The sequence below is a fragment of the Flavobacterium sp. genome, from assembly GCF_028689845.1.
Lineage (GTDB): Bacteria > Bacteroidota > Bacteroidia > Flavobacteriales > Flavobacteriaceae > Flavobacterium.
On the sequence record NZ_JAQVCH010000019.1, the window covers coordinates 1 to 24,026 of the forward strand.

Annotated in this window: 18 protein-coding genes; 8 read left to right on the forward strand and 10 right to left on the reverse strand. The window is 31.7% G+C overall.

Annotated features, from left to right (window positions below; translation table 11 throughout):
- Positions 1-957 precede the first annotated feature (957 nt).
- Positions 958-1,497 carry a hypothetical protein gene (locus PHR76_RS08500; RefSeq protein WP_300060972.1) on the forward strand — a complete coding sequence of 180 codons (540 nt, stop codon included), beginning with the start codon at positions 958-960 and terminating at the stop codon, positions 1,495-1,497.
- Positions 1,498-1,563: 66 nt separating this feature from the next.
- Here PHR76_RS08500 and PHR76_RS08505 read toward each other — a convergent pair whose 3' ends face one another.
- The 5 genes from PHR76_RS08505 to PHR76_RS08525 form a co-directional block, all read right to left on the reverse strand.
- Positions 1,564-2,754 carry a hypothetical protein gene (locus PHR76_RS08505; RefSeq protein WP_300060975.1) on the reverse strand — a complete coding sequence of 397 codons (1,191 nt, stop codon included), beginning with the start codon at positions 2,752-2,754 and terminating at the stop codon, positions 1,564-1,566.
- 72 nt (positions 2,755-2,826) lie between these two features.
- Positions 2,827-3,654: a GMP synthase gene (locus PHR76_RS08510; protein WP_300060978.1), complete on the reverse strand. Its 828-nt coding sequence runs from the start codon at positions 3,652-3,654 to the stop codon at positions 2,827-2,829.
- A gap of 147 nt (positions 3,655-3,801) precedes the next feature.
- On the reverse strand, positions 3,802-4,917 hold the full coding sequence (locus tag PHR76_RS08515; protein WP_300060981.1) for a carboxylate-amine ligase: 1,116 nt from the start codon (positions 4,915-4,917) through the stop codon (positions 3,802-3,804).
- 24 nt (positions 4,918-4,941) lie between these two features.
- Complete coding sequence (locus PHR76_RS08520) at positions 4,942-5,898, reverse strand: hypothetical protein (RefSeq protein ID WP_300060984.1); 957 nt, start codon at positions 5,896-5,898, stop codon at positions 4,942-4,944.
- 33 nt (positions 5,899-5,931) lie between these two features.
- Entirely contained in the window at positions 5,932-6,645 is a 714-nt protein-coding gene (locus PHR76_RS08525) for an alpha/beta hydrolase-fold protein (protein ID WP_300060987.1), read from the reverse strand.
- Between the two features lie 313 nt (positions 6,646-6,958).
- On the opposite strand from PHR76_RS08525, the gene PHR76_RS08530 reads away from it, so the two are divergent.
- Positions 6,959-7,720, forward strand: coding sequence for an META domain-containing protein (locus PHR76_RS08530; RefSeq protein ID WP_300060990.1), 762 nt, complete (start codon positions 6,959-6,961; stop codon positions 7,718-7,720).
- Here the strand turns inward: PHR76_RS08530 and PHR76_RS08535 are convergent, their stop codons facing one another.
- From PHR76_RS08535 to nhaA, 5 genes are all read right to left on the reverse strand, one after another.
- The gene (locus tag PHR76_RS08535) at positions 7,721-8,119 is read right to left on the reverse strand and encodes a glyoxalase (RefSeq protein WP_300060993.1); all 399 of its coding nucleotides are present in this window, start codon (positions 8,117-8,119) and stop codon (positions 7,721-7,723) included.
- Positions 8,120-8,194: 75 nt separating this feature from the next.
- Positions 8,195-9,490, reverse strand: coding sequence for an OmpA family protein (locus tag PHR76_RS08540; RefSeq protein ID WP_300060996.1), 1,296 nt, complete (start codon positions 9,488-9,490; stop codon positions 8,195-8,197).
- Positions 9,491-9,742: 252 nt separating this feature from the next.
- The gene (locus tag PHR76_RS08545) at positions 9,743-10,015 is read right to left on the reverse strand and encodes a DUF3817 domain-containing protein (protein ID WP_300060999.1); all 273 of its coding nucleotides are present in this window, start codon (positions 10,013-10,015) and stop codon (positions 9,743-9,745) included.
- 1 nt (position 10,016) lies between these two features.
- Positions 10,017-10,628, reverse strand: a complete 612-nt coding sequence (locus PHR76_RS08550) for a short-chain dehydrogenase (RefSeq protein ID WP_300061002.1) — start codon at positions 10,626-10,628, stop codon at positions 10,017-10,019.
- Between the two features lie 8 nt (positions 10,629-10,636).
- A complete protein-coding gene (gene nhaA, locus PHR76_RS08555; protein ID WP_300061005.1) occupies positions 10,637-11,989 on the reverse strand; it encodes a Na+/H+ antiporter NhaA in 1,353 nt (450 codons plus the stop codon).
- Positions 11,990-12,179: 190 nt separating this feature from the next.
- Between nhaA and PHR76_RS08560 the strand changes: the two genes are divergently transcribed.
- The 6 genes from PHR76_RS08560 (at position 12,180) to PHR76_RS08585 (ending at position 23,993) form a co-directional block, all read left to right on the forward strand.
- Positions 12,180-13,718 carry a DEAD/DEAH box helicase family protein gene (locus tag PHR76_RS08560; protein WP_300061008.1) on the forward strand — a complete coding sequence of 513 codons (1,539 nt, stop codon included), beginning with the start codon at positions 12,180-12,182 and terminating at the stop codon, positions 13,716-13,718.
- A 368-nt stretch (positions 13,719-14,086) separates the two neighbouring features.
- A complete protein-coding gene (gene pelF / locus PHR76_RS08565; RefSeq protein ID WP_300061013.1) occupies positions 14,087-15,637 on the forward strand; it encodes a GT4 family glycosyltransferase PelF in 1,551 nt (516 codons plus the stop codon).
- A 62-nt stretch (positions 15,638-15,699) separates the two neighbouring features.
- The gene (locus tag PHR76_RS08570) at positions 15,700-17,313 is read left to right on the forward strand and encodes a hypothetical protein (RefSeq protein WP_300061016.1); all 1,614 of its coding nucleotides are present in this window, start codon (positions 15,700-15,702) and stop codon (positions 17,311-17,313) included.
- Positions 17,300-18,118: an endo alpha-1,4 polygalactosaminidase gene (locus tag PHR76_RS08575; protein ID WP_300061019.1), complete on the forward strand. Its 819-nt coding sequence runs from the start codon at positions 17,300-17,302 to the stop codon at positions 18,116-18,118. Before PHR76_RS08570 ends, PHR76_RS08575 begins: the two co-directional genes overlap by 14 nt.
- Before the next feature lie 206 nt (positions 18,119-18,324).
- The gene (locus PHR76_RS08580) at positions 18,325-20,085 is read left to right on the forward strand and encodes a hypothetical protein (protein WP_300061022.1); all 1,761 of its coding nucleotides are present in this window, start codon (positions 18,325-18,327) and stop codon (positions 20,083-20,085) included.
- Positions 20,086-20,087: 2 nt separating this feature from the next.
- Positions 20,088-23,993, forward strand: a complete 3,906-nt coding sequence (locus PHR76_RS08585; protein ID WP_300061025.1) for a DUF2194 domain-containing protein — start codon at positions 20,088-20,090, stop codon at positions 23,991-23,993.
- The last annotated feature ends 33 nt before the right edge of the window (positions 23,994-24,026 follow it).

The window sequence follows — 24,026 nt, forward strand, 5'->3', positions numbered from 1 at the left end:
GCCATATAAGCTTTAGTTTTAAAAACTTATATGACTTATATGGTAAAAAAAAGTAATTTAAAAACATAAATGAACAGCGGTCTACACCAGAGCGATTGATGAAGGATTTTTCGACAGTCGCTCAGCAAAAAGCGGTGAAAAAGTTGCATTAAACTATTTACCATAATAAGCCATTTAAGTTAACTAAGCTTTAGTTTAAAAACTTATATGACTCATATGGTAAAAAAAAGTAATTTAAAAACATAAATGAATAGCGGTCTACACCAGAGCGATTGATGAAGGATTTTGCGACAGTCGCTCTGCAACAAGCAGTAAAAAGTTGCATTAAACTATTTACCATAATAAGCCATATTAGTTAACTAAGCTTTAGTTTTAAAAATTTATATGACTTATATGGTAAAAAAAAAGTAATTTAAAAACATAAATGAACAGCGGTCTACACCAGAGCGAATGATGAAGGATTTTGCGACAGTCGCTCAGCAATAAGCGTTGAAAAAGTTGCATTAAACTATTTACCATAAAAGCCATTTAAGTTAACTAAGCTTTAGTTTTAAAAACTTATATGACTTATATGGTAAAAAAAAGTAATTTAAAAACATAAATGAACAGCGGTCTACACCAGAGCGATTGATGAAGGATTTTGCCACAGTTGCTCAGCAACAAGCAGTGAAAAAGTTGCATTAAACTATTTACCATATAAGCCATATAAGCCATTTAAGTTAACTAAGCTTTAGTTTTAAAAACTTATATGACTTATATGGTAAAAAAAAAGTAATTTAAAAACATAAATGAACAGCGGTCTACACCAGAGCGATTGATGAAGGATTTTTCGACAGTCGCTCAGTAACAAGCGGTGAAAAAGTTGCATTAAACTATTTACCATATAAGCCATATAAGTTAACTAAGCTTTAGTTTTAAAAATTTATATGACTTATATGGTAAAAATAAAAAGATAATTTGAAAATCTACCATTCCAAAAACTTCCATAAACACACTTTTTGCCTTTGGACAGAGGTTTCACAAACTGATTTTGATTTGCAAAAACCACAGTTTAAAAGTAAATCAGGAAGTGAATATTATTTCACTGAAAAAGGTGTTTACCGAATTTCCAATCATTGGGGACGAGCCGCCAATTGCCGTTGGCGATTAATTTCATTGTCTGATTATAAAAACCAACACACCAAAATAGGTTTTGCCCGTTGGACCGATTTTTATCCGAACGACGAAACCGCTAAATTATTCTTTATTCAAGTTAATTTTGACCAAAAAACAGTTGATTTTTTTCATAAAGACATGCCATTTTATGATGGAAAAGCCGTTTTGTTAAATGCTGTTGAAACCGCCAAAACGATCAAGATTATTAAACAAATTTTGAATGAAGAAGCCTGGGCAAAGTATTTGAAATATGAAAATTTGGAGTTTTTACGAAGAGAATTCGTGGAGAAAATTATAAATTCAGATTTAAGTTTAAATGAAATTAAAAGAAATTATTTTTAGCTTTTAAACCTTTATACGTTAACTTCGATTAAGCTTAATTTCTTTATGTTATAAAAAGTCTTCGTGCTATTTCTCAAACATTCCAACCGTTCCGCCGACCCAATCTTTGTCTTTGTTGAATTTTACACCAATCATTTCGCCACGACTAAGTCGCACCAAGTTCGTAACGATAGTAGGCGAGGGGGCATCTTTTTTCCAAACAGCTAAAAGTCGAACTTCTGCTTTTACTTTACCATCCGGCGATTGAATGATAGGCAAATAATTCACTTTTTTCTGAAGAATGTACAAGTCTTTTTCTTTCACCGCTTCGATATCTCCTTTTTTAATATGAAAGATTACGCCGCTTCCAGAAAAAGAAAACAAAGGTTTGAGCACATAGTTTTCTAAATCGGGTGGAATTTCTTTTAAATCGCTTAATAAAGTGGTTTCAATGAAATATTTTCCTTTTAAGTAGGGCAAAATAAATTTACTGATACGGAAAAACCAATTCGGATGGCCCGCCCATTCAACCTCTAAATCAGCTGAAAAATCAAAGTTTAATTTTAAATCGGCACGCAAATCTAATTCATCAAAAATTACGCGGTTATAGATTCGTTTAACTTGAATTTCATTTCCCTTTTCATTCGTATAAAACAATAGTTTTCCTTTTTGGACTAATTGGGTGACACAAATTACTGGAATTCCTATGTCGCGATGACAGTAGTCAAAATCAATTTTGGTATTTTGTTTTTCGGGCTCAATTTCTAAAAGGATGACATTTTCTTTTGGGAAATGATTGCAAATTACTTCTTCTATCAATGCCAAATATGAATCCGGATTTAATCCATTTAAATACGGAGTTAAATCAGAAAGAAATGGATATTCTGCTTTAAATTTTTGAGCTAAATTACTTTGAAAATTAAACAAAGAAGGAAAACCTTGTACTTCAATCAATTTAGGAATCACGTTTCCGTCTTCTTCGCAAATGCCAAAATCAATTGCTAAAAAAGTGGTGTGTTCATCTTCGTTAGGAACTTTTCGATTGAGTTCTAATGCTTTATTTGTCAATTCTTTAAAGTCTTCCTTTTGAATGAATGCTATCACTTCTTCACAACCTTCCATCAATTGCTTTTTTAATTCATTTGAAATAAAAAAAGGGGTTTCACCAATTCTAAAAGTAGGTTTGTAATCAAAATCAGCCGTAATACTTTCTACTAAATGATTGTATTTTTCAATTGAAAATTCTTCGTTGAATTGCGTTCTATAGTTGGGATTCATAATTCAAATTTTAAACAAAAAAGGCACAAAAATAAATTTCAATTGTGCCTTTTAATTGTTAGATTTATTCGATTAATTCGATAATATTTTTTTGTGTTTCAATAAATCATTAATGGCAATGCGAAGAAAATTAGGAATTATAGTTTCATTGGTTTTATAGATTTTATCTTCTTCGACCAGATTTTCGAGCATTTTCATGTATTTTGCTTTTCCTTTCATTTGAATGATTTTCTCTCTAAAATCTTTATTTTTTAAATGAGCCAAAAAACTCAACGGATCTGCTTCTGGATGAAATTGCAATCCAACGATTTCATTAGAAAAACGAATGCCCATGATGGCTCGTTCGTACTGTACATGGTCTCTAATTTTTTCTAAGGCAATGATTTCTGCTCCTAGTTTTTTTAAGTTTTTCAAAAGTGGTTGTACTACTTGATAATCGCGGCTATCGATGGCATAAAATGGATTTTCAAGTCCTTCAAAAATAGGATCTTTTAAACCTGCATTCACTTTATGTGTGGTCATGATGCCAAAAGAAGTATCTTTTCGTTTATTAATTTCGGCTAAACCAAAGTGTTTACAAGCCATTTGAAAAGAATGACAGATTAATAACAAATGCTTTTTCATTTCATTTTCCTGATTCCATTTCCAAATAGAATCGAGGAGTTCGTAATATTTCGCATCCCATTTTCCGTTTCCTTCTAACGGATTTCCGGGACCACCAGTTGAAATATAAATATCAAATTTTTTAATATCTGGAATTTCTTCTTTTCCACGAATATCAAAAACCTGGAAGGAAATCATTTGATTAAACCGATTGATGATATCAAAAATACAACGCATTCCCTGATTGGGTTCGCCATTATACATATCTAATACAGCTACTTTTATTTGTCTATTCATTTGAAAGCAATTAATTTAAACAAAGATAACTTTTTTGTTTAATTAGCGGTTATTCTCTAATTTTCAATTTATAAAAATAAAAATTTACATTTTTTCTTTACAAGATGTTTGAAATCTTTATTACTATTCTAAAATAATATAATCAACCTAAATTCCTTTCGTAAATTGACTTGTTATAAAATCTACTACTTTGGTTAAATCTTGTGTTTCTTCAAAAATGGCTAATTGTTTAGCGGCACCCGTTCCTTCTCGTAGAATGGTGTGGACATAGTTGATTTCATCACGACTGCCTAATTCGTCGACGACATCTTCAATAAATTCAAGTAATTCTAGGATTAACTCCTTGGTAGGAACTTCTTTTTGCAATCCAAAATCAATCATATTTCCTTGAACACCATAACGAGCAGCCCGAAATTTATTTTCTTTTATTAAGGCTAAGCGATAGACATTAAAACTAGTATTGCCCATATTTAATCGATAAAGTTTTGCTACAATTGCTTGAATAATCGCCACGATACAAATGGTTTCATCAACGGTCAAACTCACATCACAAATTCTAAATTCGATGGTATTATAAAATGGATGTAAACGTAAATCCCACCAGATTTTTTTTGGATTATCAATACAATTGGTTTTGACTAAGGTTTCCAAAAAATTATCATAAGATTGTACCGAATCAAAGTATTCTGGCAAACCTGTTCTCGGAAATTTGTCAAATACTTTGGTGCGAAATGATTTGTAGCCGGTATTTCTACCTTCCCAAAAAGGCGAATTGGTAGATAACGCAAAAATATGAGGTAAGAAATAACAAGCTTGATTGATCAATTGGAGCCCGATTTCACGACTTTCAATTCCGACATGGCAATGCATCCCAAAAATAAGATTCGAACGGGCAGCATCTTGCAATTCGTTGACGATGGTATGGTATCTTGGATCATCTGTAATGGGTTGGTCTTGCCATTTTGAAAACGGATGCGTTCCAGCAGCACCAACTACTAAACCTTGATTGGCCGCTAATTCTACGATTTTTTTACGTAAAAAAGTGATTTCTTCTCTCGCTTCTTTTACGTTTTTGCAAATGTTGGTTCCAACTTCCACCACAGATTGGTGCATTTCGGATTTTACTTGTTCTTGGAGAATAATTTTTGCTCCATCAACAATTTTAGACATGTGCGAACGTAAATCTCTTGTTACTGGATCTATAATTAAATATTCTTCTTCTACACCTAAGGTAAAAACAGGTAACTCTTTCTTCATATTCATTCAGTTATTAAAAGTTTTTTTAGCTTAAAATCGTTTGGCATCCATAACAGAATCTTTCATAAACGTTCCCCACGTAAGATTCATTTGACCCTCTTTTTGTTTTTTAGCATATTCAATGGCCATTTTTGCTGCTTCTTCCACAACCCAATCAAAATTTTCTTGACCTACAGAAGTTAACTCGGCATCAGGAGCTGGATTTCCGAAATCAATTGCATAGGGAATTCCATCGCGGACAGCAAATTCAACGGTATTAAAATCATAACCTAAACCTTTGCAAAGGCGTAGCGTATAATCTTTCACCGTTGCTAATAACTTTTTATCGGCTGGAGGTCCATCTACTACATAGCGTAAATGATGTGGGTTCCGCGGTTCATAAGGCATGATTCGAACTGCTTTTCCGCCAAGGCAATATACCCGAAAATACTGGTCAAAAACAATTTCTTCTTGTAAAAGCATGACTAATTGGCCTGTTTCTCGGTGAATTTCCCAAAACATATCACGATTTTCTAAACGGTAAACATTTTTCCATCCGCCACCAGCATACGGTTTCATATAAGCTGGAAATTTGATGTAGTCAAAAATAGCTTCCCAATCCATTGGATATTTTAAGTTTCGAAATGATTTACTAGTGGTATCTGTTGGATGCTCTGCAGAAGGAAGAATAACGGTGTTAGGAAGCGGAACGCCTAATACATCTGCCAAACAGTTATTAAAAAATTTATCATCGGCACTCCACCAAAAAGGGTTGTTTATCACCGCGGTGCCTGTTAAGGCTGCGTTTTTAAGATAGGCTCTATAAAAGGGCACATCTTGTGAAATTCGGTCAATAATAACCGCATATTCGGTCGCTTTATTTTGTACTACTTTGTCAATTGATACGGCTTCTGCGATAATTCCTTTTTCATTTTTTGAATTGACCCTTTCAATAAAAGCTTGTGGGAAAGTATCCTCCATTCCAAATAAAATTCCAATTTTTTTCATGTTCTAAATTTTTATGATTAGTTTCAAATTCAATTAAAAATATTTAATTCTTGATAAATAATGCGGAAACATTTCTCGCCAAACTGGCCAATCATGTTCTTTATCTTGGCGAATATCAAGCCAATGCGGAATATCACGATGAGCTAAAATGCGACTCAATTTTAGGTTTGCATCTAAGCAAATATCCCAGTTAGAAGTCCCCAAAACGATATCCATGTTCCACACTTCACGGTCATTTAAACCTGGTAAATAATCTTCTGGACTATTAAAGTACACATTTTCATCATGATAACCATCCATAAAGCTTTTAATATTGAAAGCTCCGCCCATAGTAAACACATGACTGACGTAACCGGGATGTCTAAACGCAAAATTAATAGCATGATATCCGCCAAAACTACAGCCTGCAACTGCGACTTTCCCTGAATAAGTGTTATTTTTTACTTTTTCTACAATTTCATGACAAATCATTTTATCATACCAAACATGGTTTTGAATGCGATGCGTAGGATGAATTTTTTTATTATAAAAACTATCTTTATCGATACTTTCTGGACAAAAAATTTGTATTAAGCCTTGTTCTAAATACCATTTAGCGGAATTAATCAATCCTTGGTCTTTATTTTCATGATAACTACCCATGGAAGTTGGAAATAAAACGAGTGGATAACCGGAATGGCCAAAAACTAACATTTGAATCTCACGACCCAAGTTAGGGGAGTGCCATTTAAAATATTCTTCTTTCATCGTGTTGATTTTAACAATAATACTTAAAAATAGTTAAAAATCTTTAGCTTTAACGGTCTTTGTATGATTTTTACGATAATTTGTTTGTCAATTTAAAATGAATACATAAAATTCAAAAAAGAGAGGAAAATAGAGTCGCTGTTTCCATAATTAACAATAATTAAAGGAAATTAGAAACATTCAGATTTTTAATTATTTACAATTAGGCTTGTCTTAGACTACATAAAGCAACAAAATCTGGTTATTTTACTAAATAGGAGTATAAAATTGTGTAAATTTATAATAGTTTATTTCAACCTCATAATTTAATAGTATGAAAAATATACTTTATTTATTTGTTAGTAGCTTTTTGGTATTAGCATGTAAAACAAGCAATCAAACCAGCACTCCTATGCCAATTGAAACACCAATTTTGAAATCAAAAACCATTGGAGGATATTTTCAAGCAGCTGGTGTAAATCCGGTTTGGAGTTTAGAAATTTCTGAAAAGGAAATACAGTTTCAATCGGGTGAATTAGAAATGAATATGCCGCATGTGGAACCTGTTCGGGCGATGGATGCCAATGTGAAAATGTATTCTGTTTTTGTAGAAAAAGGAGAGATTAAGATTTCTATTTATCAAAAAAGTTGTTCGTTAGCGAATTCTTCTGACGATTTTTCTTATGAAGTTAAGATCGTGTTGAAAACCAATGGAGATTCTAAAGAATACATTGGATGCGGGAATTATATTGCTGATTATCGATTATATGATATTTGGGCTTTGGAAGAAATAGCAGGTAAAAAAGTAACTGTTTCTGACTTTACTAAGGAGATTCCAGCAGTAGAAATCAATGCTTCAACCAAAACCTTTTCTGGTTATGCAGGTTGCAATCAAATTAACGGAAAGTTGTTTCAAGAACGCGAGTTATTGCGATTTACTTCAATTGCGAGTACAAGAATGGCTTGTCCTGCGGGGAATTTAGAACAGGCATTCTTGAAGGCTTTACAAAGTTCAACCCGTTATGAAATTAGAGACAATCGTTTATTCCTTTCAAACCCTTCCGGATTGAAAATTGTATTTAGAAAGGTAGATTAATTAGTTTGAATATTCAAAAAGGAGCACATTACTTTTTAATCGTTCAATAAGCATATTCATCATTCGTTTATTCAAATTAGATGAGTTTAGCATGTATTGTGCATATTCATCTATTGTAAACAAGCCAATTACCATCCCTTTTAAAGCGTTTCTGAATTTAATATCTTTTTGGATAGTGTTTTCTATAAATAGCAGTTTCTTTTCGACAGAAAAGGAATAGAAGTCATTTTTATGTTTTGATATATAATTTTTAAAGACTTCAAGAAACAAATCATTTTGTAATTTGAGAATAGGGCGTAGGGTTGCATTTTGAAAGCTTTCTTCTGCAGAAGATTGTTCTGTTATGCTTCCAATCGCTTCTCCTCTGTTTTCGATTAGGAAAGAGTCTCGTGTTTTCATTTTTAATTTAAAAGTATAAAAAAACCTCTGTTGAAAAACAGAGGTTTAATATAGTTATTAAGAATGAGTTGTTAATTATTTCACTCTAAACGTTACTCTTCTTACTAGTTTTCTAGCTCCAGCAGAACCTTTGTCTACAGAAGTATCTTCTCCTTGTGGAACAACGTTTAATCTGCTTTCATCAATTCCAGCTTTCATTAAAACTTCTTTTACGCTAGTTGCTCTAGATGCAGATAGCTTATCATTATAGGGTGATTTACCAATTTCATCTGCGTGACCAATGATGTCTACAGAAGCTGTTGGGTTGTTACGTAAGTAAGTTAAGATAAAGTCAATACCTTCCGTTGAAACATTGGTTGGTTTAGTTTTATTGAAATCAAAATACGTTGCGATATAACCTTCGTTAATTAGTTTTTTAACTGTTTCTTTTTCTGAATCAACTAAAGTCTGGTTTGTAATATACGTTGTATTTAAATATTTCTCCATTTCATCTGGAACACCATTTTTATTTAAATCAACCATTCTTCCTTTAGTGTCAACTGCTACACCTGCAATAGAATTAGGTTCAACATCTAAATAATCTGGCACACCATCTTGGTCTACATCTGCCATATTATTTTCAATTTCTCCTACTCGTTTTTCAAGAGCTTCAATTTCTTCTTGTTGCTTATCTCTCATGACAGCCCAGTCTCCGTGAATTTTTTCAGATCCAAAAGAAAATGATAAACCTAATGAGGCTGTATACATACTACCAGCTAAGTTATTACTAGGTTCTGAATAACTACCATCCCAATTAAAATGTTGTCTAACATTTGAGAGCATAGTAAAATCAGCATTCAATGCTAAGTTTTTGGTAATTCTAAATTCAGGTGTAATTCCAAACATGATTCCACCATTCCATTCGTCTCTACCTTCATTTGGTCCTGTTTGTGGCGACATTTGAGCAATTTGAAGACCACCGTGAAATAATAATCCAAAACGACCTAACGTTTCTTGGATATCAAATAAACGAGCTCCATTTACAACTCCTTGTAAACCAAAACGAATTTGTTGCATTTCAAAATCTAAACTTTCATCACTTAAGTTTTCTAAACGATCAAAAGCAACATCTGCTTTCACACCAAATTTTGGGCTAAACATATAACGAACACCACCACTATAATGATTAATTGTAATCCCGCCTAATTCTTTACCAGGATCGCTACCAAAATAGCCAACGGAATAGGGTTTAATCCCTTTACTTTGTCCTACATTTAGTTCAAAAGACCATTTATTGTATTCATCAGTAACTGTTGATTGAATTGAATCCTGAGCAACAGCTTGTGTTAAGGGTAAAACAGAAAATGAAATTAAAAGTATTAATTTTTTCATTTTTAAAAGTATCAAGTTAGAATTGTTAATAGGTGCAAATATAAAGCAATTGTTGATATAAGCAATAGAAATTGTTAAAAAAAGTATTTAAAGACTTAAATTAAAAGAAGTTAAATCAACAGATTAATAAAGTTAGCATATTAAAAAAAAGAATGTTTCTGTATGATTGGTATAATGTTAACTAATAAGTAATCAGTAATTTAACTTTAGAATTGTTGATTTAAAAACATTAAAAAAGATAGCTGACTTAATTTATGCTAAAATTTTTTTCTCCACATAAAAAGTTCCAAAAGGAATAATGGAAGCCAAACAAATAAGCAAGAATTTTTTTAAGTCCCAATTTTGATTAATTTTTAGAACAATAGCTAATACTATATATAGAATAAAGAGGACGCCATGAGCCATTCCGATAGTTTTAACATAAATTTCATTTCCTGCCCAATACTTCATTGGCATGGCAAAGAATAGGAGTAATAGAAGTGAAACTCCTTCGAACCAAGCAACTTTTTTAAAAAAATTCAGCATACTACAACATTTGATAAATAGCGAAACCATAAATAATAAACCTTAAAAACCGTAACAAAGCAAATAATAAAAAGACTTTGAAGTCAAATTTTATCATTCCAGCCGCCATGGCTGCCATGGCAAAAGGCAAAGGTAATAAAGCACCAACCGCAATTAAAAAGCCGCCCCATTTTCTCATGTTTTTAATATGCTTTGCCATTTTTACACTCATAAAGTGATGAACAGAAGGAATTAAGAGAATTGCTTTACCTAATAAATAGGAGATTACCCCACCTGCATAGGATAAAACGGCCAAAAAAGCTAGATATAAAATTGGATTAGAGGTGTTTTTTGTCCATGCAATAAAAATATCTGGCGGTAAAAGACCCAAAATAGATTCTGAAGCAAAAAAGACACTAAATATTGTTAAATCACTGTAGCGAACTGTTAACAGTTTAAGGGCTTCATTAATATTAATGACATTATAATGGACATAAAAAAGAGCACCAAAAATGAGAACCATCGGTAAAAAGGCACTTTTTAGTCCTTCATAAATAAACTTATAAAAACCAGTATAAGTATAGTATAAATGAAGTTGTTTCCACTTATTTTTTTTAATTCGTTCTTTTTCCATTTTAAAAATTATTCTTGCTCATTCAAATCATATTTTGGCTCACTTTTATTGAAATATAAAAATAAAAATCCGATTAATCCACCAATTAAGGAAGCAATTAGAATTCCAATTTTAGCTTGTTGAATAAGGTCATTATTTTTAAAAGCTAAATTGGCTACAAAAAGTGACATTGTAAAACCAATAGAAGCTAAAAAACCTGCACCAATAAGGTGTTTAAAATTCATTCCTTCTGGTAAAGTTGCAATTTTTAGCTTAACCATTAAACTAGAAACACCCACGATGCCAATAAATTTTCCTACCAACAGACCAACAATAATTCCAATAGCCACAAAACTGGTGGTAGAACTTGCTGTTTCTGTAGAAAGGGTTACTCCTGCATTTGCCAATGCAAAAATTGGCATAACGATATACGTAACAAATGGATGCATTCCGTGCTCTAATCGCTGAAGGGGTGTCATCGCTAATTTTGATAAAGTTCGCATGTCTTCCAATATGTGTAGCTGTTTAGGTGTCACCGTTGGAGCTCCGTTTGGATCGGCATTTTTAAATTTTTCTAAATACATTTTCATTTTTTCTACAAATCCTACTTCGTCAATTCTCACCGTTGCGGGAATAGTAAACGCTGCCAAAACTCCAGCAATAGTTGCATGAACTCCAGAAAGTAAAAAAGCCATCCACAAGCCGCCTATTCCTAATATTCCGTAATAAATTGTACTTCGGACTCCTAGTACATTAGAAAGAATCAAGAGTAATAAAAAAGCAGAACCAACTAATAAACTAACATAAGAAATGTTGGAAGTATAAAAGAAAGCAATCACCAATACCGCACCAATATCGTCTGCAATAGCCAATGCGGTTAAAAATAATTTTAAGGAAGCTGGAACTCTATCGCCTAATAAAAATAAAACGCCAAGAGCAAAAGCAATATCAGTGGCCATCGGGATTCCCCATCCATTTTGAGCTTCACCTGTGGTGTTAAATACTAAATATAATAGAGCGGGAAAAATCATTCCTCCCAAACCTGCGGCAACAGGTAAGATCGCATTTCGAGGGTTTGATAATTCGCCTCCTAAGATTTCACGTTTGAGTTCTAATCCAACTACAAAAAAGAAAATAGCCATTAAGCCATCATTAATCCAATGGTGTAAGGTTTTATCTAAAACATAACCTTCAACACCAAATTTGATATTGTATTCCCAAAAATGATGATAAGCATCTTTCCAAGGCGAATTAGCCAGAATTAAGGCAATTACAGCAGAAACAAATAATACAATTCCTCCTGTAGTCGATTTGTTTACAAATCGATTGACAGGTTGAATAACCCACTTGTCTATTGGTGTAATTCTCATTCTGTATTTCATACGTGCCTTGGTTTTTAAAATGGGTGTAAAAATAGAAAACTAGATTGATTTATAAGGGAAAATCACTAATTATTCTGTAGAATTTGTATAAAATTTAACCTTTTGTAAATCTTTTTTTTTAAGATAATACACTTAAAATTCGATTTCAGGATTTTATCTACTTATTTTTGCAAAAAATCATTTTAATTTAATGTCAAAAAAAGATATATTACTCGAATTGGAGGAGAAAAAAAAGCTCTACAGTTATCAGTTGGGTGATATTGATCGTATTTTTGATAAAATTGAAAATGCTCCTGCAAATTATCATTTACTTTACCAATTACCGACAGGTGGAGGAAAAACAGTTATTTTTTCTGAAATAACCCGACGTTATCTAGAAAAATTTGATAAAAAAGTAGTGGTTTTGACGCATCGAATTGAATTATGCAAACAAACTTCAAAAATGCTCAAGGGATTTGATGTTAAAAATAAAATTATCAATAGTCACGTTAAAGATTTACCAGAACAAAATGAATATGATTGTTTTGTGGCAATGGTTGAAACTTTAAAAAACCGACTAAACGACGATAAATTTAATTTAGATAATGTCGGTTTATTGATTATTGATGAAGCTCATTTCAATTCTTTTCGAAAGTTATTTCATTCGTTTAAGAATACCTTTTTTTTAGGGGTTACTGCTACGCCTTTAAGTTCAAACGTAAAATTGCCCATGCGTGAAAATTACCAAGAATTAATAGTGGGACATAGTATTGGCTCTTTAATTGATAAAGGCTATTTAGCAAAAGCAACCACTTTTAGTTATGATGTTGGATTGACTTCTTTAAAAATTGGTATCAACGGTGATTATACCGTAAAATCGTCTGATGAATTGTATACTAATTTAGCGATGCAAGAAAAATTAATCCATGCGTATCGTAGTCATGCCTTGGGTAAAAAAACTTTGATTTTTAATAACGGAATTATTACTTCTCTCAATGTTTTAGACACCTTTACTTCCTCTGGGTATCGAAATATCAAACACTTAGATAATACCAATACCGCTGAGGAACGCAAAGATATTTTAAAATGGTTTAAGGATACTCCTGATGCTATTTTAACTTCAGTGGGCATCTTAACAACGGGTTTTGACGAACCTACAGTCGAATCGATTATTTTAAACCGAGCCACAAAATCTTTGACTTTATATTTTCAAATGATTGGACGTGGTTCTCGAAAATTGCCTAATAAAGATAACTTTAGTATCATTGATTTAGGAAATAATGCCGCTCGTTTTGGACTATGGACTGATAAAATGGATTGGCAACACATCTTTAAATATCCCGAGCAGTATATTCATAACTTAAAAGGCGATGTAGAAATTGAAATGAATTTCTATTACAAAATGCCTGATGAATTAAAAGCAAAGTTTAGTAAAACGGCAGATATTACCTTTGATGTAGAAACAGAATACCATCAAGCCTTATCCAAAAATGACCGTCCAAAAGTGGTTATAGAAAAATCTATTGAGCAACATGCTAGCATGTGTGTGGAAAATACAGAAACGATACCAGAAGCAAAACAATTAGCAAAAGAATTAGCGGATGATATTGAAAGTCGCGTCCGACATTTTGCAAATTGTTTGAGTAGTTCGACCAAAAATTACCGTGATTGGTTGATTGAAGATTATAAAACAAGACTTTCTGTAATGATTGGAAAAAAGTTTAGAGAAAAGCTTTTTTCCGAAGAATAAACCTTCCTTTTGTGTTAATTTAGTCCTAATTTAGTTTTATTTTAAATATTCTTCAACCGATAATCGACGTTATAAGTATTTCATCTATAGCACTATGCATTTTATCGATGAAATGAGTGTTTTCAACAGATTTCAAAGCATTTATTTTGAGTAAACTTTATTTAAATATAAATTTGTCAAGTATTTAAGGGCTAAAAGTAGTATTAATTATTTGTTAAGATTCTTTAAAACTTAAATGCAGTGCAGTCGTCCCCAAAAGCCGGTGTACAAAATTACCACAAACCACCCTAAGATTGTAAAATGTACCAACTTGTCATGTTCTGCTCGGGCAGAATTTTAGATGAAAGAAATTTTATTATGTAAATGTTATGAACAAGAAACACGACGTAATGTTAATTTTAGAAGGAACTTATCCCTTTAATGGTGGTGGAGTTTCAACTTGGGCACACATGTTATGCAATGAGGTGAAAAATTCAAATTTTACACTTTATTCAATCAATGCGGAGTTTGAATCTAAAACTAAATATAAATTAAGCGATAACGTAACAAACCTTATTCAAGTTCCGCTATGGTCTCCAATGGAGCCACAGGAAATGATTGATTATGGTAAGAAATATTATAAAATCATTTCCTTGAAAGAGAAAAATGATATCCATAAAATAAACCAAGTTTTTATTCCCATTTTTCAAGATTTGTTGCGTCACATTTTTTCTGATAATAGAGATGTACGTGCTTTTGATGCGACTATTCGAAAAATGTGGAACTATTTTCAAAAACACGATTACAAAAAAACCATGAAAAGCGAGCCTGTTTGGAAAACATTTTGCTTTATGGTTAGTGATTTAAATGGGGAAGAAGAAAACGAAAAAGTTTCTTTATATGATTTAACCTCAGGAATGCGTTGGATTTATCGTTTTTTAATTCCGCTTTCTATCGAAGTTCCGCGTGTAGATGTTTCGCATTTAACCTTGTCTGGTTTTCCTGTAATTCCTGCTTTAGTTCTAAAATATAAGTATGGAACACCAATGATTGTAACCGAGCATGGTGTTTTTATTCGGGAACGTTTATTAGCTATTAATTCTTCTGAATACTCCTTTTTCTTAAAGAAAATGTTGATTAAGTTTTCAGAATGCGTAACCGAATTGGTTTATTATAAAGCAGATAAAATTTTATCTGTGAATAAATTTAATATCAAATGGGAAAAAATGTATGGTGCAGACCCAGAAAAAATTGATATTATTTATAACGGAATTGATCATCAAGTTTTTAAGCCTTTACCAAAACCAGCCCATTTACAAGACATTCCTACGGTTGTGGCAGCCGCTCGTATTTTTGATTTAAAAGATATTGTCACGATGATTAAATCGTGTGCTGTTGCAAAAAAGCAAATTCCGAATATTCAATATTTAGTATACGGCGATAACCAAGCAGTGCCAGAATATACCGCAGCGTGTGAACGACTCATTGCTGAATTAGATTTAAAAGCTAATTTTAAGTTAGCGGGTTATCACGAAAAACCGCAAGAATTGTTTTCTGAAGGTGATATTTCGATATTGACTTCAATTTCTGAAGGTTTTCCTTATACCGTTTTAGAATCCATGAGCTGTGGTATTCCGGTTGTGGCAACAGATGTTGGTGGTGTTACAGAAGCTTTAGATGAAAATTGCGGCTTTATTTGTAAACCAAAAGATCACGAAGAGCTTGGAAAAAGAGTTGTTGAACTCTTAAATAATCCAGCTTTACGTCAGAAAATGGGAGAAAATGCACGACAAAAAGTAATTGATAACTTTACTATTGGTAAATTTATTAATGCTTATGAAAACGTGTACCATGAAGTTGTAACTCGCGTAGTAAAAGAAGTACAATTACCAATTTTAATCCAATCTATAGAAGAAGAACACGCTGTAAAAGCCTCATAGCCCCAACCTAAACCTAACTTTACCTCAAATAAACTAGAATATTTTGTATTCTAACATTGCCAATGGATAAGCATAGTGAAAATATAAAAATCTTAATTCACAATGTCAAAGATAAAATAGGAAAGCCGGTCAGCAGTAGAGTAGTGGCCGCTACTATCGAATCATTTGGAATTAGAGATATAGATACCGATGCCGATTTTGGAGTTTCAAATATCCAAGATTTGTCCATTTATGTATACAAACAGTTAACCACTGCTGAAGAACACAAAGACAGCCTGAATTTAAAAGAACGGGAATTTGTTGAAAACAATACCGACACAATTCAACTTTCTGATTACATGGTGGTTAAAGCAAAAATCTTTGCACAATACTATTCTTTAGGAATTTTTCATTTACTTCCCGTTGTGCTTCAAATTGCCGCTATTGTTGTTTTTGGTTATTCGCTGTGGACGCATGTTCATTTTAATCATTTGCAATCTACCGCCGTCGTTTTAGGTGTGATGATTGGAATTATTACTAGTGGCGGATTTGTGCAAGTAATCGGACGCCAAGCCTCTTTTTATTGGAATTATCACGATTATGCAATGACAAAAAAAACAATAAATTATTTATTGAAATTAGGAATTAAATCGCTGTTCATTATATTCTCTATCATTTGCTTCATCAATGTTTTTATACATATTTATCCTTTTAAGGTTTTATTAGTGGTATTTATGTATGCTTTTTTTGTAGGCACTTTATTGTTATTATTAGCACCTCTACATACGATTAAACAACGTTGGATGATAACCGTTGCAGTAATTTTAGGTACGCTAATGACCGTTGCTTTAAATAAGTTTACTACTTTACATATTTATTATACGCATTGGATAGGAATTGCTGTTGCCATCATTATAACCAAATTATATCTTTATTTTTTCTTTAGAAACTATCTAAAAATCCATCCACCAAAAGCCAATTTGAGTATAAAAACATCGGTGTTTATTTATCAAAATCACCGTTATTTTTTATATGGTCTTTTTGTCTATTTCTTTATATTTATTGATCGAATTCTTGCTTGGTCTGCAAATACAGGAAATCAATTGCCTTTTATGGTGTACTTTGAAAAAGATTATGAATTAGGAATGGACTTAGCCATTTTGGTATTCTTATTATTAGCGGGTGTTTTAGAATTTAGCATTGCTTCTTTTACCCGATTTTTGGATATTACCCAAAAATTAGTGCAGTTTGAAAAACCGAAAAACTTTAATAACGAATTGCATAAATTGTATTGGCAAAATATTTTAGTGCTGGTTATCTCCGGTTTGTTGATATATATATTTATTTATCAAGTGATGTTTGCTTCTTGGGGATATAAAGGACAATTTAACGAAGACTTAGAAAGCATCAGTGTGACAGTCTGTTTTTTAGGCGGAACCGGTTACTTCTTTTTGGCTTGGGGAATGCTGAATACACTCTATTTGTTCACGTTAGGGGAATCGCAAAAACCCTTAAAAGGAATAATCTATGCCATTGTAATTAATATTACGATTGGTTTTTTATTAAGCCGATTCCTGAGTTTTGAATACAGTGTCGTAGGCATGTTAATAGGCTCCTTGTTTTTTATGTTATACACTTTGAAAAATGTTTTTTTCTTTTTCAAAAAATTAGATTATCATTATTATGCGGCGTTTTAACATATTTTTTTTATTACTACCTGCTTTACTAAACACTTCTTTGGTCTCTTTGCCCAATGATAAGAGTTCTGTTTTAGTATGTTATGGAAAAATTGAAGTGGCTAAAATAAAAGGATATAACTATGTAATTCTGGAAGAGAAGAATTTTAGTAAAGAGGAAGTCAGTCTTATCAAAAAAAACAATAAAAAAGTGTTTGCTTATATTAGTTTAGGTGAAGTAAACGCAAATGCTTCGCATTATAATTTGCTAAAAAACAATACCTTAGGCAAAAACACGAATTGGAATAGTCATTACCTCGATTTAAAATCAGAAAAAACCATCATCGTGTTGATGCGATTGATTAAAAAGAATTTAGACAAAGGTTTTGATGGCATGTTTTTAGATAATATCGATAATTTTGGATCATTCGGGCCTCAAAAATCACAACGTAAAGAATTAGTGGCTTTAATTTCAAAAATTAAAAAACAATATCCAAATCATTTACTTATACAAAATTCGGGAGCAGAACTGATTGAAGATACCAATAAATATATCGATGCGATGATGTTTGAATCGGTTGCTTCTAACTATAGTTTTAAAGATAATTTATATCAATTGCGTAATGAAGTCGAATATCAAACGTATTTAAAACGTTTAAAAGAGTTACAAGCTACCTATAAATTACCTATTATAATCGTAGAATATGCTGATAATCAATCGTTAAATTTCGCTCTAATTAACCGACTCGCTGCTACAAATTTTGATTATTTTATTGGTAAAATTGATTTACAATCGTTGCCCACTTTTACCAAAAGCAATAAATGATATTAACAAGTTCCATATTAGTTGGTTTTTTAAGGCTCCTTTTGTTGCTGCTTTTTCTATACTATTGTAACAACAAATTAATTAAAAGAAAACAAAGCCACACTTTATTACAGTTTATTGTTAATGAATGGTTTAAGTACGGTAGCTTAACTATTATTATTTTATTTATATTGGTTCAATTTCAAATTTATAGTCTAATTAATTTCATGTTAATTTTACTCTTTGTAATTTTAATTGATACCATTGGGTTTAAAAACTTAAAAAATCCAATCAAGTTTTTTAAAGAAGTCTCAAAAGTACGTTTTTATGAATTTGTAAAAAATACCGAGAATAAAAAGCCTCTTAAAGAAATCATTCAATTAGAAAAACCAAAAAAGCTAAAAGATGATCGTGTCTTTATGTTTTATCTTACCTTGATTCTCCTTTTTACCGCCTTTTTAGGACGCTATTATTTTTATATTTATGATTCGTATTTGCTTTCTGATTTGTGGATTGCAGATTTGAACAAAATTATTCTTTTTGATACGAACAATTGGTTTGGATCTGCTGTTTCTGTAGAAGGAGAGTTGGCTATAAGCAACTTATATTCTAAATTACTCGACGTTAGTCCAGAAGTAGGCTTACAATCACTCTCTATTATCGAAGATGTTTTGTTGAGTTTAATCATTTTTTGGTCCATTCGAAAACTTACTCACTCTCCAATTTTTGCATCTTTAATTGCTTTTTTCGGATTTGTATTTTTGTATACTTTTTCACCAATTGAACTACACTATTTGTTGCAAAATCAACCGGTAAAAATGGGATTAACGCTAGGAATACCAGGAATGGTTTTCATCATGCGACCAGATATTATCAAATTTAAAAACACCAATTTTTTTATCAGTTTTGTAATTTGTTTTTTTGCGATTGGACTAATTGATTTATTTACGCTCTTAATACTTTTTCCGCCCTTTTTAACTATAGCCTTACTTTTTGGGAATCCTAATTTTAAACATTTTAAATTGTTAGCTTTAGGGGCCTATTTACTAGGAACTTTTTTGGTTTTATCAACCTATTATATCATGTGTTACTATTATCAAAATGATTTTTTAATATTTATACAATCTAGTTTGATTTCAGTAACGTCATTTACCTATATGCCCAATTTGGTCATTCCTTTTGAGCAATTATTAACCTATTATCAATACCTTTCTTTACTTAGTATTGTCGTTTTACCCTATTTAATTTGGTTTAAAAAAGAAAATTGGAAGGCTGCTCTGGTATTCGTCCTTTATTTTAATATCTTGGTAACGCTGAGTTTTGTAAATGTTGAATGGATTGATGAAGATTTACTCCGTTTAGCTTTAGCTGCTTTTATTCCAATTACATTAGGTATTTCTGTTGGAGTGCTCTTGCGATTATTGAATCCAATTTTTCAAAAAAGTAAAAAATATAATTATTTTATAGCATCGATAGCTGCCTGTTTTATTTTAATTGGAATTATTTATTCCCAAAAAAATATTGTAAAAGGAATCAAACCTTCTGATAAAACAACTCGAATTGTTTTAGATGCCTATGATGAAATTTCACATAATTATTTTCCGCTTTCTTATGCGGTAGTTAATGATAACATCACGCAAACAATCAGTTTAAATAAACATTTCTTTATTAATTATGAAGATTTTTTGTTAGATTACTTAGAAAGAGATGTCATGTATCATGCTAATAAGAAAAAACCAAATTTCTTATTAAAAAACCCGAAATATGTCATCCCAAAAAGTGTTTTAGTTTTTGTTTACAAAGAAAATAAAGGAGAAGTCAACTATTTTTCAGACCAGAGTGAATTAGAACCTTTACTTTTAGAAAATATTACAACCTTAAAAAAACGAGGACGAGAGGTGAATAAAATTTATGAAAATCCGACCTTAGATGTATACGAAATTGTAAACGAGCCCAAATCAAGTCGAATAAATGATTTAATTTATTAAATATGAAAAAACGAGCCCCAAACTATCGAATTTTCAAACAAAGTATTATTTGTTTATTGTTCTTGTTTACCATTAGTTGTGCAGATTTTGATGCCATTATCAACCCAAATGATATTAATTTATTTTCAAGTGAAACTGAAAATACAACTTTTAAACGATATTCTGAAGAGGCTTTGAATTTGCCTCCTTTGGTGCAATACATCATCGATTTCGAAAATCCAATGAGTGTGAAATATAGCAATCACCTTAAAAAATTAGCTAATTATACCAAAATTCCATACCAAAATATTAATATAAAATCTTGGAATGCCAACTTAGAAATAGCTGAATCAACTCGTGTTTTATGTGTTTTAGAAACTAAAAAATTAAATGACGAATCAGTTAAAAAGATTTTAAAATTTGTTTCCGATGGCGGTACACTTTTTTTACCATTTGCTTGTGAAGATAAACGTTTTGGATTCCTTTTAGGAATGAAAAGTAGCTCAGAATACACCACCGATGTTACCTCATTTGGAATACAATTTACAGAGCCATTTATTCCTACTTTAACAGGCACGATAGCTCGTGAAAGTATAATTCATTTTGGAATGAGTGGAGAAAATTTTGATAAATCTAAAATTAAAATTTATGCTACGGCGATAAACAATAAATCATATCCTACCATTTTGGATAATCGGGTAGGGAAGGGTAAAGTTGTAAATTTAAATACCACTTTTGAGTTTGAAAAAATGGATCGCGGTCTTCTATTTTCAGCCATGATGATGGGATTAGAAGGAATTCCATATCCAATTGCCAATACAAATACGATTTTTTTAGATGATTTTCCAGCTCCATTATACGACGCAAAAGAAGAACCCATCAAGTCGGAAATGAACATGTCTATTGCCGATTTTGTGCAAAAAGCTTGGTGGCCAGACATGAAAATTTTAGCAAAAAAATACCAAATTAGTTATACTGCAATTCCTGCCTTTGATTATAATGTTAAAACAAATCCGCCTTTTTTGTTTAGTCAATGGGATGATAAAAAAATAAATCAAAATAACAACACAGAACCTTTGAGTAGTTGGTTAATGCGGGATTGTTTAAAAAACGGACATGAACTTGGTTTTCATGGCTATAACCATGTTTCTTTATTAAAAAGAGATTGGAAGAAGCCCGAGTTTATCGTAACAGCTCTAGAAGGAGTTCAAAAGAAGTGGAAAGTGAGCAATTTCGGCGATTTACCTGTGACTTATGTACCGCCTTCCAATTATGTGGATCAAACGGGAATCAAAAAATTAAAGGAAGGTTTGCCGTCGATTCATTTTTTATGTAGTTTATATTTAGGTGAAACCTTTGATGGTGGAAATCGGGAATATGACTTTGATCCATATCAGCACGATATGTTTGATTATCCAAGAATTTCTAGCGGTTTTCATATTGATGATAACACAAAATATAATTTACAATCGTTGTATTTATATACTGGAATCTGGAATCATTTTGTGCATCCAGATGATGTTTTTCAAATTCCTAGTCCGTTTAACAAAAGTGCGGGTGGATTTGATTTGCGGAATCCGCACGGAATGGGTTGGAAAAAAACCAAAGGTAAAAATGGTGGATTATATCATGAACTCGACAATTATTTACAGGAATTTACAAGCACGTTTCCACAATCACGTTTTTATAATGCTAAAAAAGGCGGAGTGATTGCCTATAATTGGAGAGCTTCGCGTTTTAATCATAAAACAATGAATGGTTATTATTTTGTGGATAAATTAAATCCAGAAAAATCAGGTTTAAATAGTCAGTATTGGTTTATGTATGGCACCACAGAAAATGCTGAAAATATTGAATTGCAATTAAAAACGATTGCCGTTATTTATTCTAAAACAAAGTATTTAGACGGTTATTTATATTCTATTTATACCAATGATCCATCCATAAAAATTAAAGATTATCGCGAATACCGCGAAAAAGAATTGGATTTTATTTATAGTAATATCAACAAAGAATATTATACTTTTCTAGCAAAGGTTGATGAATTTGATAAAGGAGATGTTGGCGTTGATGCGGAAGAAGACAAACTAGCAATTGAAATAATAGCGTTAAAAAAACGGATGCTATCTGAAGCAGAAATTGATTATCAAACTTGGAATCAATATGCAGAATACATGTCTTGGGAAGAAAAAGGGGTAGAAGTATGGGAATTGTTAGGTAAACATTGCTCAAAAAATCCTTCGAAGAACAATATCATGTATTCCCAAGAATTAGATAAGGTTCTGGGTTATCCCAACGATTTAGAAATGGAGAAATGGGTCAATGCACAACTTTTAGTAAATCCTAGGGATAAAGATTTGCTTAACAGCTATGTGGCCAATTACAATACTCCCGAAAATGCTGCTAAAATTAAACAGGCGTTGCTTACACTTTTAAGTATCGACACCGGCAAAGAAAGTATGTATAATTATATTCAGCATTTATTGTGGTATGAGCCGCAAGAAGCTCAAGGTGAGTTAGAAAAAATTGAACCTTCAGCAGAATATAAAGAGTTGGCCACCAATATCACATGGGTTTATGCAAATGCAAAAATGTATCAAAAAGCGTATGATTGGGCACTTTATAGTAATGAAATAGAGATTGAAAATAAAATGGAATGGCTTTTTGAACTAAAGCAATATGAGGCACTAATCAATGAATACAACATTTATATTGCAGAAAATCCATTAGATTATAAAACAAAAGCATTGATGAGTAGCTATTATCAAGCAATGGGTAAATTTAAAGAAGCTTGGATTTTGGCTAGTGAATTGCCTGAATCGAAAGAGAAAGAGGCTTTGAGAAAAGCATTAAATGAAGAAGTAATCTATCAAGATGATTTTCTGCAACAAGATTTATTAGCTAATTATCCCGAATTGTTTTTAGATAATGTTACCAAATCGTTGACGAAATCAAACCGTTTAAAATATGGTAATTTTATAGAATCAGAAAACAAATTACAAACTAATCAAGATCGTAAAGCAGCTTTAATGACGCGTCAATCGTATAATTTTTATGACAAAAAGAAAAATCTTCATCGTGTTGCCGCAACATTCTCTGAGTTTTATCCGCTAATACGTTCTACTGTAGATAGCATCAATACTGCTCCAGGATTATTAAAATCTACTACCGCAGACGAAAGTCCTGCTGTTTCTGAAGATAATTTATTCCGAAATGTTTACGGCTTAGAGTACCGATTTAGTAATCCGTTTTCTTATGATAAACTACAATATTGGTCTCGAATTCGATTTGAAATAGATAATTTTAACGACTTATTTATGCAATTTGGCGTAGGTGTCAATAAATCATTTAATAAGAATTTTAGTTCTTTTGAGTTGAATGTCAATCCGGTTGAAACCGCACCTGGTCACGCAAAAGAAATTTATCAGGTAAAAACAAACTTGTATCAAAGTGTCTATTTTGCGGGCATAATTAATGCCAGTTTAGCTTTAGAATCAAATTATTATACTAAAAGTAATACCAATAGTGATTTTATGACCGATAATAATATTGATGGTTCTGCCACTTTACGAGTAGGATGGGATAGTGGTACAGAAAAGAAATCAAAATTTATTCCATTTATAGAAACGTCTTACCAGTTGGGTTCTGCCGATTTAAGTGATGGCTATCCGTATTGGATGCTAACCGAACGCTTTTATGGTGGCGGTGGAATTGGTTATAATTATGGTCTCGAGGCCAATGATTTTAAAGCCAGAATAGAAGCTGCTTATTTCTATGATGACTATTCTGATGAATTTCAACGATTATCGGGAACCTTGTCTTATAGAATTATGAACTATTTTTCGATTATGGGAAGCTTTGAACTCTTTAATCAAGATAAATTTTATTCCAACACTTTGAATGTTGGATTAAAATATAATTTTAAATAAAAAAGGTGAAGTTTTAAAAACTTCACCTTTTAC

Excerpts from the sequence above, each read along its gene's own strand:
- PHR76_RS08570 (WP_300061016.1), top strand. The coding sequence starts at position 15,700 with ATGGATAAGCATAGTGAAAATATAAAAATCTTAATTCACAATGTCAAA.
- PHR76_RS08525 (WP_300060987.1), bottom strand. The coding sequence starts at position 6,645 with ATGAAAGAAGAATATTTTAAATGGCACTCCCCTAACTTGGGTCGTGAG.
- PHR76_RS08550 (WP_300061002.1), bottom strand. The coding sequence starts at position 10,628 with ATGGAAAAAGAACGAATTAAAAAAAATAAGTGGAAACAACTTCATTTA.
- PHR76_RS08560 (WP_300061008.1), top strand. The coding sequence starts at position 12,180 with ATGTCAAAAAAAGATATATTACTCGAATTGGAGGAGAAAAAAAAGCTC.
- PHR76_RS08505 (WP_300060975.1), bottom strand. The coding sequence starts at position 2,754 with ATGAATCCCAACTATAGAACGCAATTCAACGAAGAATTTTCAATTGAA.
- nhaA (WP_300061005.1), bottom strand. The coding sequence starts at position 11,989 with ATGAAATACAGAATGAGAATTACACCAATAGACAAGTGGGTTATTCAA.
- PHR76_RS08540 (WP_300060996.1), bottom strand. The coding sequence starts at position 9,490 with ATGAAAAAATTAATACTTTTAATTTCATTTTCTGTTTTACCCTTAACA.
- PHR76_RS08535 (WP_300060993.1), bottom strand. The coding sequence starts at position 8,119 with ATGAAAACACGAGACTCTTTCCTAATCGAAAACAGAGGAGAAGCGATT.
- PHR76_RS08580 (WP_300061022.1), top strand. The coding sequence starts at position 18,325 with ATGTTAATTTTACTCTTTGTAATTTTAATTGATACCATTGGGTTTAAA.
- PHR76_RS08510 (WP_300060978.1), bottom strand. The coding sequence starts at position 3,654 with ATGAATAGACAAATAAAAGTAGCTGTATTAGATATGTATAATGGCGAA.
- PHR76_RS08515 (WP_300060981.1), bottom strand. The coding sequence starts at position 4,917 with ATGAATATGAAGAAAGAGTTACCTGTTTTTACCTTAGGTGTAGAAGAA.
- PHR76_RS08530 (WP_300060990.1), top strand. The coding sequence starts at position 6,959 with ATGAAAAATATACTTTATTTATTTGTTAGTAGCTTTTTGGTATTAGCA.
- PHR76_RS08575 (WP_300061019.1), top strand. The coding sequence starts at position 17,300 with ATGCGGCGTTTTAACATATTTTTTTTATTACTACCTGCTTTACTAAAC.
- PHR76_RS08585 (WP_300061025.1), top strand. The coding sequence starts at position 20,088 with ATGAAAAAACGAGCCCCAAACTATCGAATTTTCAAACAAAGTATTATT.
- PHR76_RS08520 (WP_300060984.1), bottom strand. The coding sequence starts at position 5,898 with ATGAAAAAAATTGGAATTTTATTTGGAATGGAGGATACTTTCCCACAA.
- PHR76_RS08545 (WP_300060999.1), bottom strand. The coding sequence starts at position 10,015 with ATGCTGAATTTTTTTAAAAAAGTTGCTTGGTTCGAAGGAGTTTCACTT.
- pelF (WP_300061013.1), top strand. The coding sequence starts at position 14,087 with ATGAACAAGAAACACGACGTAATGTTAATTTTAGAAGGAACTTATCCC.